General features: G+C 64.6%; 10 protein-coding genes. 3 read left to right on the plus strand and 7 right to left on the minus strand.

The window, feature by feature from the left end:
- Positions 1-689 precede the first annotated feature (689 nt).
- Positions 690-1,832: a DoxX family protein gene (locus AC1DWC_RS24160; protein ID WP_477912122.1), complete on the minus strand. Its 1,143-nt coding sequence runs from the start codon at positions 1,830-1,832 to the stop codon at positions 690-692.
- A 558-nt stretch (positions 1,833-2,390) separates the two neighbouring features.
- Entirely contained in the window at positions 2,391-3,011 is a 621-nt protein-coding gene (locus AC1DWC_RS24165; protein WP_477912124.1) for a hypothetical protein, read from the minus strand.
- Between the two features lie 1,138 nt (positions 3,012-4,149).
- Here AC1DWC_RS24165 and AC1DWC_RS24170 point away from each other — a divergent pair.
- The 3 genes from AC1DWC_RS24170 (at position 4,150) to AC1DWC_RS24180 (ending at position 7,026) form a co-directional block, all read left to right on the plus strand.
- Entirely contained in the window at positions 4,150-5,040 is an 891-nt protein-coding gene (locus AC1DWC_RS24170) for a hypothetical protein (RefSeq protein ID WP_477912126.1), read from the plus strand.
- Positions 5,037-6,488, plus strand: a complete 1,452-nt coding sequence (locus AC1DWC_RS24175) for a replicative DNA helicase (RefSeq protein ID WP_477912128.1) — start codon at positions 5,037-5,039, stop codon at positions 6,486-6,488. Before AC1DWC_RS24170 ends, AC1DWC_RS24175 begins: the two co-directional genes overlap by 4 nt.
- 229 nt (positions 6,489-6,717) lie before the next feature.
- Entirely contained in the window at positions 6,718-7,026 is a 309-nt protein-coding gene (locus tag AC1DWC_RS24180) for a hypothetical protein (protein ID WP_477912130.1), read from the plus strand.
- 162 nt (positions 7,027-7,188) lie between these two features.
- Here AC1DWC_RS24180 and AC1DWC_RS24185 read toward each other — a convergent pair whose 3' ends face one another.
- From AC1DWC_RS24185 to AC1DWC_RS24205, 5 genes are all read right to left on the minus strand, one after another.
- Positions 7,189-7,371 (minus strand): hypothetical protein, encoded by a 183-nt coding sequence (locus AC1DWC_RS24185; protein ID WP_477912132.1) that lies wholly within the window; start codon positions 7,369-7,371, stop codon positions 7,189-7,191.
- Between the two features lie 10 nt (positions 7,372-7,381).
- Entirely contained in the window at positions 7,382-7,648 is a 267-nt protein-coding gene (locus AC1DWC_RS24190; protein ID WP_477839105.1) for a DUF3263 domain-containing protein, read from the minus strand.
- Positions 7,649-7,727: 79 nt separating this feature from the next.
- Positions 7,728-8,186 carry a RidA family protein gene (locus AC1DWC_RS24195; RefSeq protein ID WP_477912178.1) on the minus strand — a complete coding sequence of 153 codons (459 nt, stop codon included), beginning with the start codon at positions 8,184-8,186 and terminating at the stop codon, positions 7,728-7,730.
- 378 nt (positions 8,187-8,564) lie between these two features.
- The gene (locus AC1DWC_RS24200) at positions 8,565-10,229 is read right to left on the minus strand and encodes a PucR family transcriptional regulator (protein WP_477912134.1); all 1,665 of its coding nucleotides are present in this window, start codon (positions 10,227-10,229) and stop codon (positions 8,565-8,567) included.
- A 50-nt stretch (positions 10,230-10,279) separates the two neighbouring features.
- Complete coding sequence (locus tag AC1DWC_RS24205; RefSeq protein WP_477912180.1) at positions 10,280-11,686, minus strand: NAD(P)/FAD-dependent oxidoreductase; 1,407 nt, start codon at positions 11,684-11,686, stop codon at positions 10,280-10,282.
- Positions 11,687-11,927 lie beyond the last annotated feature (241 nt).

The following is an 11,927-nucleotide window of genomic DNA, read 5'->3' on the forward strand; positions in this document are numbered from 1 at the left end:
CTGCCGGCTTTGCCCGCCACCGTGGGGTCAGAGCGCAAAGCGGCACCCAGCCCGATGCGATCTGAATTCTTGCAAGGGGCGCTAACCGAAATTCGGCGGCGGCGTGACTCTTCGCCTCCGTGCGGCACGAGGAGTCCCTGGTAGCCGCCGGGTCCGGCAGACAGCGATCCCGCACCGACAGCGAAATCCATGGATTCCGCGGCTCGACCTGGACCACATCGCGGAAGCGGCCGTCCGTAGCTGCTTCGGGAGCGACACTCGGCTCAGTCTGGATGCGAATTGCGCCGCAATCAGGTCGGAGATGCGCCGAATCGGGCCAGTGAGGCGCAGTCGAGGGGGAATCGGCGTTCGAAAACCGTCCGCAGGTCCAACTAGGTGAACGAAGCGAGCGCTGATGGGTGAACACCCTATGGAGGGGTGTTCACCTATGCCGGTTCGGTTTGGGCTGCATACGGGTTGGGTAGGTTAACCGGTTGGTAATCACACTTCAGGAGGGCTCCAGATCACGCAAATCTGGAGAAGTTCTAATTTGCGTGGCGGTCGGGTGTGTTGTGCGGAGAGCAACGGCAGGACGGCTGCTTGAAAACACGGGGGGTGCTAGCGGTGCAACTCGTGAAGGTCACGGAAGGCAGGAAGGCCGTGGCCCCACCTAGCTGTGATGTCCAGCTGGAGGGGGTCACGGGTGCGGACTATCTGTTGACCGGCGTGGTTGGCGCCCAGGAGAATTCACGATCGAACAAGTAGCGTAGTTCTGGGTCGGAGGCGAGCTGCACGTCCACGTTCTCGCCCCGCAGTGCGATTCGATCCGGTCCGATAGTCGTCCAGGTCAGTACGGTCGTGGACTCGAAGTCTCGTTCCAGCGGCCGGTCGCCTTCGAGGACAGGGTAGAGCTTCACCTCGATGATGTCGGGCCCGATAATCCGGTATTTGCCGTCCTGCAGGTCTGTGTTGGCGTACCGGATGGCGATGCTGCCCTGTTCGTCGTCGAGGTATTTGCCGATCGCTACATGCTGCCAGCGATGGTCATCGCGCAACTGTGCGGCAGGTGCGGCGGCGTCCTCCACGACTGCGTAAACACCGGGGAGGGCGGAGTTCGATTCCTTGACGGTTGCCGACATTGTGGCCCAGGGCAGTGCTGTGCCGGCAGCGATCAGCAGTGCGAACGCCGGTGCCAGCCATCGGGTGACGGCCTCGAGTTTCGGCCATGGCACCACCTGAGGCAGCGGGGCAGGCCCGGTGGCTTTGCCCGCAACGAACCGGGCGATGCGAGGGATCGCTGGTATAAGGGCGATCAGGAATCCGATGGTCAATATCAGGGCCAGGATCTTGACGGGGACGTCGTAACCGAGATTGAGGATGAAGACGAAGCCCATCGCGAGGGCGCCGATGAGAGCGCCGAGCCAGGCGGTGCGCCGGCACAGTAGGAGCACTCCGGCGAGCACCTCGACGATTCCTGACAGGATCTGGAACATCGGGGAGTAGGCGACGAAGTCCCACAGCAGTCCCATCGGGCTCATCTCGCCGTGGGTGATTAACGCGTCGGCATAGTCGGTGCGCCCCATCTGGATGAGGAACACCTTCGACCAGCCGTAGGTCAGCAGCGATATGGCGAGCCAGATGCGCAGAACCCAGTGTGCAGCCCACAATGCATGAGTCCAGGGTCGGGTCCTTGCCCCGGTTGCCGGGACTTCGCGGACGCGGTCGTCCGTGGAGGTCACTTGACGGTCCGCTTGTTGTTCGCTGGGTGCGGTTTCGAGAACGTCCATTGTCTTGCTGTGTGTTCCTTTGGTATCGAACAGTGCTGTGATGTGAGGCGTTTTCCGATCGTTCACTTTAGTAACGATCTTGTGGGGTCGCCGAGCCACCCAGTGTTCCGATCGGTATCCACGAAACTCGCACTGATACTGCGCACGTTTCACTGGCCACTCCGTCGGCCAGGCTTGTGGAAGTTCAAAATCGTTGTGGCCCTAGCGACTTTGACGAGTTGTTCAAGTGTAGCGGTAGGCAACTCGGCGAGCTGCCACTCCAGCATGCCCTCGCTCAGCCGACTGGCTCGCCTGCCATGAGCCGCGAGAAGGCGGACAGCGTCTTGAGCGAGAACACAGAACGCGATACGCGCGCCGGAGGGCCAGCCGATCCCCGTCGAAAAGTTCAGCAAAGCCGTCTATTTGGCCGAAGCTGCCGCACACGGGGGGCAAACCGCTGCTGGTGTTTGAGCCGTAGCGGGGGGCTGCCTCGCGAACCCAGCGCATGAACTCGAACGAAGCGACTGCCACCCGCTGCACCACCCGAAGGGATCTGACCCCGCGGCCCGCATCATGCCCTCGTGGTCTCGTCTTGCGTTGCGTCAGCTGGGTGGCTTCACCGTCGGGGAGCAGTGCCGCGTGGCGTCATTGTCCGAGTGCGTTGAAGACCTCTGCCCAGTTTCCTCCAGCAGCATTCATCACATTCCGAGTCTCACGGAGAATGTCCCGAGCTATCTGCTCAAGCGTGGTCCCATTGGCAGCGCTCTCCGTGCCCCTGATGGACCTGATGCCCTCTGCAGTTGCGGTGAATTGCTCCTTCCATTGCCCGGCGGAGGACAATAGGAATCTGAGGTGATACGGGTAGTTGAAGCCAGGCACCGGTACTCCGGTCGCTGCAATGCTCTTCAGCGAGGTGATGATCAGCCGCAGTTGTACGGCCTCGAAGTAGCAAGATTCCGGCTCCGCCAACGCTGAGTACTCGAGTGATTCATCAACGAGTTTCCGCCAGTACTCGCGATCGTGAAGGCCGTCCCGTTGCTCCATATGGGTCTCCGCGAAGACCGCCATGAGTTCGTTGTCGTCGATGAGTGGGGAAAGGGCTAGATCTTCGCTGAAGTCATAACCGAAAAAGTACCGTATGCCGTCAATCTCGATTGACTCGATGCCTCCGATGTGGCGGTAGTCCCGAAGCAGCGGTGCAGGAATACTCGCCGCCGCTGCTTCACAAATCGGGGTTCCGCTCTCGCTGGATCCCTGGATTCCCATCCTCGCTCCATCCATCCGCGGCCTGACCTTGTTGATCGCAGTGGGTAGGAGAGTAGCGGTTCGGGGCGACAAAGCGGTTGCTGGTATCGCGGAGGATTGACATGGGCCCGCGTCGGTCTCAGTGCGGACCGGGTGCGGCGGGATCTGTTCAAGGCCGTCGAACCTGATGTCAACCGAGACCGTTCAGGCAAGCTCGCAGTGATCGAGTGCGTTCGAGTGGAGCAATGTCAAAGGGCTGGGGCGTGAACTCAGCGCTGGCGACGCCGAAGGTGGGAGCGCGTTGAGCGTGTCGGCATCGTTCCTCGGTGGTCTGTCGATCAGCTACGGTGGCGGGCCATCGACGCTGCAGAAGGGCAACACTCCGACCTACATCTCGTTCTAGGCCGGGCGTCATCTTGTCGAATGGATAGGGTCAGTTCATGAACCGATACTCGGGTGCGGCGATCGGCCTCTACGCGATCGCTGTCGTTGCGCAAGCTCTGACGTGGGCTGATCTGAGTAGCGATGAACGTAGTTCACGCATCGTGCTCTTCCTGCTCGCTGGCGCATTTCTCGCTGCGATCCTGGGATCACGCTCAGAGCAGGATTAGCCGCCACTCGAACGGCAGAGGGCCCTCACGTACGCGTGGGGGCCCTCTGTTCAGCTCGGAGGTTCTGCGGGACACCTGCACTGCGGATCGTCTGCGGCTGGTGCGGCAAACGCTGAGCCGCCCTCTGCCGAGCTGGTCGTGAAGTTGTGCTCGCCTGCGGTGCGTTGCGGGATGATGGCGGCGGGTGCTCACCTATTCGTCAACGCTGAAGGACACTAGGTTCGCCATCATGACCCCGCACGAGCCGATCTGGCAGGAACTGCAAGACCTCCACGGTGCGAGCAGCGACCTGTACGTCTCCGGTGTCATGGATCATCAGTACATCCGCCACGACCGGTCCCTTGACGAAGGCACGTGGACGTTCCAGCACGGCCCCGACAGCCGCTGGAGGATCGAACGCTCCGGCCTGGTGCAGTACATCCGGCACGGCGCCACTGCACTCGCACGGTTCGATAACGGGATGCGCTCGGTAGCGCCCGAGCAGACACGACTAGAGAGCGGCGTGGGAGCCGACCAGGCTGGACAAGCGCCGCTCTACGGTGCGCGGCATGACGCAGTTCTCCGCGCAGGAACTCATCGACAGCGGTGCCCGGGTGATCTGCCCGCACTGCAACTGGCTCGTCTCCAGCACCGGTGGACGCTGCAGCAAGTGCAGCAAGCCGACCACCGCAGTCGTCGCCACCGCACCGCGGGCCACCGCCGCCCGGCAGAAGCGGCGACCGCCGGCCAGCAAGACCACCACCGCCGCCGGCAACTGCGGCGACGCTGTCCTCACCGACACCGCGCTCGGCGGCATGGCCACCCGGACCGACCGCACCATTTGGCTTGTCGTGCACGGCGACCCGAAGTCCCAAGGCTCGATGGTCGCCGTCGCCGCCGGCCGGGTGAAGGCATCCGACCCGACGATGTACGCCTGGCGCGACAACATCACCGGCGAAGCGCTCCGCGAGCTCGGCATGCAGTGGCGACCGATCGACGGGCCCGCCCTGATCGACGTCGCGTTCACGATGCCGTTCCCCCGCGCCTTCGAGAACCAGACCGGTCGCATCGCCCCCGCCGTCGAGGGGGAGTCGCCGCGGATCCCCGCCATGCAGCCACCCGACCGCGACAAACTGCTCCGGGCCGTGCAGGACGCGTTGTCCCCGAACGACCGGGCCATCAAGGGCGGCAAGGCCAGTCAGGCATTCGACAAGCGGTTCAAGCTCGCCGTCGACGACTCCCGATTCGTCTACGGCGCCGAAGCGAAGTCCTACGCCCGCCCCGGCCACACCCACGGCTGGGCACTCGACCGGCCGGGCGCCGTCATCCGCGTCCGCATGATCGACGCCCCCGGCACCCCGTTCCCCGAACCGACCCTGCGCGACCCGGGCCAGCTGCCCGAGCAGATCCGCGCCCTGCACGAACGGCTGCTGGAGCGCACCGGAGTAAGCGCACGATGAGCACCGCGGCGGTGCTGTCCGAACGGATCGTCCTCGGCACGATGCTGCGCGGCGACGACCCCGGGTTCACCCAGGACACCCTCGGGCGACTGGCCCCCGCCGCGTTCACCATCCCCGCCCACCGCACCGTCTACGCCGCGATCGCCCGCACCGCCGACGCCGGCACCGTCGACCTGTCGACCGTCATGCTCACCCTCGGCGACAACCTCACCGCCGTCGGTGGATTCGATCAGCTCTCCGCCGCCGTGCAGGAGTCGTTCACCTCCACCGCCCCGACCGACCATGTCGCGCGGCTCGCCGACCAAGCCACCCTCGATCGGCGCCGCGCCGCGCTGCAGCAGGCGCTGGCAGCACTCGACGGCGGCCAGGACCTCGACACCAACCGCGAGTTCCTCCTCGACACCCTCGCCTCGACCTCCGCCACCTCCCAGCTCCTCCCGTCGATCCAAGAACAGACCGGCGACTACTGCGCGCTGCTCGACCAACGCCTGTCCGGGGAGGTCCCGACCGGCCTGATGACCGGCTGGACGCACTTCGACGAGGTCACCCTCGGGCTGCAGCCGGGCAGCCTCGTCGTCGTCGCAGGCCGCGCCGGCACCGGCAAGACCGTCGCGATGATGGACTGGACCCGCCAGGCCTGCCGCGACGGCCACGGCGCCATCTACGTGCCGCTCGAGATGTCCGCGGAGCAGATGGTCGAACGCGCCGTCTCCGCCGAATCGTGCGTCGAACTCAACAAGCTCCGCGAGCCGGGATGCCTCGACGACGACCAGTGGGACCGCGTCTCCGGCGCGATCTCGGCGATCTCGCAGTGGCCGCTGTACATCGACAATCGGTCCCGCACCCTCGCCGACATCCGCCGCACCGCGACCGCCGCGAAAGCTGCCCTCGCCGAGCAGGGCCGGGAACTGCAGCTGATCGTCGTCGACTACCTGCAGCTGATGTCGAGCGACGGCGGCCGCGGCTCCATCAACCGGGCGGAGGAGGTAGGGCGGTTCACCCGCGGCCTGAAACTTCTGGCCCGGGAACTTGAGCTGGTCGTCGTCGTCGGCTCGCAGTTCAACCGGTCCGCCGCCGACCCCAACAAGCTGCCCCGCCTCGACGAGCTCAAGGAATCCGGATCGATCGAGGAGGACGCCGACATCGTCCTCGCGCTGCACCGCGCCCACGCGATCGACGGGCAGGCCGGCATGTCCACCGCCCGCGAGATCACCGGTCTGATCTTGAAAAATAGGCACGGAGCTGCACAAACGCAGTTTGAGAGGGCCTGGCACGGGCATTTGGCGAGCACCGACGAACCGATGCGCCGAACCGTCGAAGAAACAAACAGTAGTGCTGCGTTCCCTGTGCCAGTGGCCACGTCGACCACTCGATCGCCCGGTGCGACTGCTGCTGCCTCGACAGCGGCCAGCGCCGCGGGCCGGAGATGTTCCGCCATCAGGGGGTAGTCGCCGACACCCCACGTTATCGCCGAGTTGTTCAATGCTCGTCTCCTCGGATCGGAGACGCCCTTGATCATCGATCCACGCGACGGCGGAGCGGATCTGGCGCACCATCTCTTCCAGTGATGTCAGCGGGGCCAACCCGTGATCGACTGTGACAGTGGTGATTCCCTTCGCATTAAGTGTGTGCCATGAAGGCTGCGTCGTGGTGGGACAGTGCCGTTCAGTAGCCGCCATGGATCGCCATGAAGACCGGCCGCAGCGCGTCCGATGTTCCCCAGACATCGAGCTTCTGCTGGTTATGCGGATCGTAGTAGAGGCCTTCAAACGCGCGCAGTGTGGCAACGGCTTGTTCGGATTGACGGCGGTACCGGGCAAAAGTATCGATTTGACCAGCTCGGGATTGACGGTGCGCCGAACATCGAACTCGAAGTTGGTCTGCGGATCGGATATCGAGTACTTCGACGTGACAACGCGGCGCGGCAGCGATGTCATGGGCGCCGCGTCCATGTCGCCGAAGTCCGAGGCAGATGCGCGGTGGTGACTTCGTCGTCCATGGGGTCTCGGTAATCAGCGGAGGCGTACGAGACCATCGCCATCCACCGAGACTGGGCCCGCGCCACGGCGATTGTCCTGACGAACCGCGAGGCGGCTGCCGACAGGCACCGCGGACTGAGCAACTGCGCGCACGCGAGCATGGCGTGAATCAGTAAGAAGGGCAAGGGTATTCCTCGCTTTCCGTCGAGCGCTCGATGATCGGAGCCGACATCTTCGTTTTGACGTGGGGAGCGAGCTCGACGGCACGCGCCCTGCACCAGCTGGCCATCACTCGGATGTTGTGGTCGAGGGCATCGACGGCGAGACGCAGTTGAGGATATTCGGCTTCCATGACCTCGTCCTCACGAGACTTGTGGTGCGGCGTTCATGGTGCGACAGCTGGTGGTGAGTCGGCCACGGCAGATGGTGCGCAGTTGCTGGGCAATGTCGGCGGGAAGGTGATTTGCGGCGCCGGCATTCAGGAAGGCCTCCAGCCTACGGAAGTACTGGACCGGGGTGAGGCCGAACTCGATGAAGATGTCACCCGCCGGACCACCACCCCAGTGGCGCCATTTGAGTGCGAAAGCCATGATGTGCTGGTCGGGCGCGGGCTTCGAGCAGTGCACCATTGTGCTTCCTTTCGTTGGTGGACTTCGGCTGACTGCGTGACCACAGGGGACGGACGACGTGGCCTGCGAGATTCGAGGGTCAGGCGATCTCGACGATGAGTTCGACCTCGACGGGTGCATTCAAGGGCAGTTCCGCGACGCCGACAGCTGAGCGAGCATGTACCCCGGCGTCACCGAAGACATTCACGAGCATTTTCGAGGCCCCGTTGATGACGGCTGGCTGGCCAGTGAAATCGTGGGCAGACGCGACGAACCCGACCACCTTCACAACGCGCACAACGGCGTCGAGTCCGACGAGGGCATCGATGGCGGCGAGGGCGTTCAGGGTGCAGATCTCCGCCGCTCTCGACGCATCGTTCACTGAAACCTCGCGACCAACTTTTCCCGGCTGCTCGATCATCCCCTGGACCAACGGTAGCTGTCCTGAGGTGTAGACCAGATTGCCGGCCTGCACGGCCGCCACATACGCACCGATTGGCGCCGACGCGACCGGCAGGGTGTACCCGACCTTGCTGAGGATCGCCTCCCCTGTCGTCAAGCGCGCAGGGGCGGCACTTTTCGCGCCGTGGAGTGCATCGGGAGCGGACGGGTTCTCGGACATTGATTTGCTCCTGCTTCGAGTGTTGTTGTCATTTCTGGGAATTGGCACATGGCCGGAGAAAGCGTGCCGTCTGAGCTGAGTCGACATGTAGTGCCGAGGACGTCGTTCAATGTGTCCATTGTGCTGCTGGTCACCCAGGATGGCATCGTCCCGACTGCACCAATCGCAGCGGAAATCTAGTGCGGATTCACCAACGAGGGAGGCTTTGGTCGAAAGATGCCTGCCCGCCCGGGATCCGTGGGTTAGCGGTCGGACTTACCTGATCTCAAGCGCGCATTTGTGTTTTGTGCCCCCGGGGTGCATGACGCGGAGCCCCTACGGGATGTCCTCAGACACCTGGTCACCCGGAAATTCAGTCGCTGCATGATCGCCGGATGATCCTGTGGTGGCGTCACCGGCGGTGAGGTTCTTCGTGGCCTTCGTGTCGTTTCGGGCATCGAGGACCGAGGTGAGATGGATTGCGATAGCAAGGCGGAGTCGGGTCCCGGTCAGGTCGAGCCCGGTGAGGTCGGTGATGTGCTTCATTCTGTAGCGCAACGTATTCGGATGGATATGAAGCGACTGGGCGGCACGCTTCGGTTCGCCGTAGTGCGCGAGGAAGGTGGCCAGAGTGGTCACGTATTCGGTTCCGCGCTCTGCATCGTGCTCGACCAGCCTCTGGACGGGTCCCTCGCCGAGCGGCGGCCCCGTGAGCAGTGCCGCCCGGGCTCGCGCGAGAACGATTTCGTGCCAGGATTCTTCGAAGGTCGTCGCCGGAGCCGCCACGCGCCCGGTGCGAGCCAGGTGAATGAGTTCGGTTGCCTCGGCACGTGACTGGGGGAGATCCTTCGTCGTGTGCGCGGCCCTTCCGGCGAGGACCGCCACGCCACTGTCGTATGCGGATGTCTCGGCGGCCAGTGCATGGAGCCATGCCCAGCTCCCCGCGGTACGCGGCGCCCCACCTTCTGTGACCACGGCTATCGGAACGCCGTCGATGGCAGTGAGGAGTGGCTGTGTCCATCCGTGCCGGCGCATGACCGACTCCCACAGTTCGACCCGATAATCCGGCGGCTCGTCGGTACCAATGTCGGCCAAGGCGACGACCCGCCATGGGCCTGGAGGTAGTCGCAGGCCGGTTTCGTGGTCGGGTGTGAGCAATGCGGCGCGAAGACGGTCAGCCATAATGCGGCGTGCGGAACCAGATTGGGCGCGCAATCGCAGCAGGTGCAGGGCGATCACCGAAGCGGTTCGGGTCAGCTCGCGTACCTGGTCGTCGGGGACGGGTCCGGGGTCCACGGCCCAGATGGAGCCGAGTAGCTCGCGTCCGGCGCGGATAGGAATGATGAGGCGCGGCAGCACGCCGTCGGGGCCGGCATCGACCCAGATCGGCTCGTCGGACTTTTGAAGTCGTCGGAAGGTTCCGCGGGAGCGAAAGTGGCTGATGATCCGGTCAGGGACGCGACGGCCGACGATGGTGGAGATGCGGGCGGGGTCGGCGGTGTCCTGGAGTTCGGAGTAGGCGAGTACGCGCGAGTCGGCGTCCTCGATCGTTACGGGTGCGGAGACGATCGCGGCGGCAGCGTCGGCGAACGCGAACAGTTCGCCGTAGCCGCTGGGATCACGCTGAATCTCCGATCCCGCGAGTGTCGTGGAGTGATCGAGGATGCTGCGTGTCAACCACACCAGGTGTGTCCACGATGCCTGCGGCTGCAGTTCGACCAGTCCGATGCCCAGTTCGGTGGCGAGGCCGGTTACGTCCGGGTCGTCGGCGAAGGGCGCCTTGAGGATCAGGGCACAGGCGCCGGTGCGGTCTGAGCGATGCAGGAGGTCGACGGCGGCGGCCGTGCTGTCGATTCCGAGTCCCAGGACGAGGCCTCCGGAGTGCTCGAAGGACGGGTCGCCAGAGAGGGTGACGTCGCTGATCTGGTCTCGGTGACCGGAGACAATCTGGCGAAGCAAGGCTCCGCCGAGAGAGTCGATCAATGCACTGACGTGGATCATCGGTACTCCTCGGTGCCGGAGGCAACTCGACTGGGCCTGTTCTCGTTCGCTCAGCACACGATCGAAGCCCAACCAGCCGAACTCGTGTTCTTACGGTAGTGCCCGGCGGGCTGCTGCCGGTAGTCCGATCGTGCGCCGTTACGCCTGGGTCGGGGGTCCGATCGCAGGCACACGTTTCGGCTCGGAAGTTTGCCGTCGCCTCGACGCGACCTGACGTCTGGTGCCAGCTCGGGTGCGGTTCGCCCGGTGGTGATGGTGTCGGCGAGCAGGCGCCCCGTCGCCGGCCCGAGGGTGATCCCCCACATGCCGTGACCGCCGGCCGCGAACACGCGCGGCGATCGGGTCGCTCCGATCACGGGCAGTCCGTCCGGTGTGCACGGTCGTGAACCCACCCATTCGTCGCGCCGCGCATCCAGGTCAGCGCCACGCAGCAACGGCCGCGCGGCCCGCACGATCGCGGCAATCCGCCGCCGATCCAGGGCGGCATCGGGGGCACGGAACTCCATCATTCCGGCGACCCGGAGGCGGTCTCCGAGGGGCGTGCAAGCCACCCGCTGTGCCGGGAAGTAGACGGGCCCCGCCGGAACGTGATCGATCGCGACGCTGAAGCTGTATCCGCGCCCCGCCTGTACGGGAATCCCGACGCCGAAGTCGCGGGCGGTGTCGCCGAGCCACGTTCCGGTCGCGAGGACGACGGCATCGAATCGCTCAACGTCGCCGTTTTGGCTCGAAATACGCACGGCGCCAACTTCATCGACGACTCCGGAGACATCGTAGCCCTCGCGGATCGCGCCTCCGCGCGCGCGGACCGCCTCCGCAAGACTGTTCACGAAGTCGCCGGGATTCATGAACCGCTGGCCGTGTAGCCGGATGGCGGCTCCGACCTCGTCGGACAGCGACGGCTCAACTTCGCGCGCGTCGTCACCGGTCAGGACGTCGAATTCGATGCCCTGACCGGCAGACCGAATGTGCTCGATCTCCTCGAGCAGGATTGCCCGTTCCGCCGGCGTCCGGTACGCAGCCAGAAAGGACTTCGCTTCATATGCGCTTCCCTTCACGCCGCCGTCCGCGAGTTCGTCGAACGCGGACAACGCATGTCGGTTGATCCCTACCAACGACTCCATCGCCACGCGCCACCGTGCGGCGGTGCTGTGTCGGGCAAACGATGCCAGGAACCGAATCAACCGAGGATTCAACGTAGGCGGCACATAGACGGGTGAGGACGGGCTGAGCACGGCGCGAACGCCGTATCGGAGCACTGCAGGTTCGGGCAGCGGAGTGCTGATACCGGGCGTGATCCACCCGGCATTCCCCCATGATGCGCCGGCCGCAATTCCCTTGCGGTCGAATACCGTAACCTCGATTCCCCGCTCCTGCAGGAACCATGCTGTCGACAGCCCGACCATTCCCGCACCAACGATGCCGACGCGTTGTGGGGCCGTGGAACTGAGCCTCATGAAGTACCTCTCCTCGAACGTGGTGGCCGTCACACAATCTTCGAATGGGTCGTGCGGTAAGTCACGGTGCTGTCCTTCCAACACTTCTCCTGCAGTCAGTGCTAACAGCACAATCAGCCCCCTGACCAGCGGTGACATGGCCGAGGTCATAGCGGCAGTGTGCGATGCACCTTCGGTGATGCGCTATGAAAATGTGGGCCGAGTTTGCACCGTTTCGTCCGCCGGCGGCCGAAACGGTCCG

This window comes from Rhodococcus sp. P4_C10 (genome assembly GCF_056402135.1).

Bases quoted from the DNA above. Each gene is read 5' to 3' on its own strand.
- AC1DWC_RS24165 (WP_477912124.1), bottom strand. From the start codon at position 3,011: ATGGGAATCCAGGGATCCAGCGAGAGCGGAACCCCGATTTGTGAAGCA.
- AC1DWC_RS24170 (WP_477912126.1), top strand. From the start codon at position 4,150: ATGACGCAGTTCTCCGCGCAGGAACTCATCGACAGCGGTGCCCGGGTG.
- AC1DWC_RS24175 (WP_477912128.1), top strand. From the start codon at position 5,037: ATGAGCACCGCGGCGGTGCTGTCCGAACGGATCGTCCTCGGCACGATG.
- AC1DWC_RS24180 (WP_477912130.1), top strand. From the start codon at position 6,718: ATGGATCGCCATGAAGACCGGCCGCAGCGCGTCCGATGTTCCCCAGAC.
- AC1DWC_RS24185 (WP_477912132.1), bottom strand. From the start codon at position 7,371: ATGGAAGCCGAATATCCTCAACTGCGTCTCGCCGTCGATGCCCTCGAC.
- AC1DWC_RS24190 (WP_477839105.1), bottom strand. From the start codon at position 7,648: ATGGTGCACTGCTCGAAGCCCGCGCCCGACCAGCACATCATGGCTTTC.
- AC1DWC_RS24200 (WP_477912134.1), bottom strand. From the start codon at position 10,229: ATGATCCACGTCAGTGCATTGATCGACTCTCTCGGCGGAGCCTTGCTT.
- AC1DWC_RS24205 (WP_477912180.1), bottom strand. From the start codon at position 11,686: ATGAGGCTCAGTTCCACGGCCCCACAACGCGTCGGCATCGTTGGTGCG.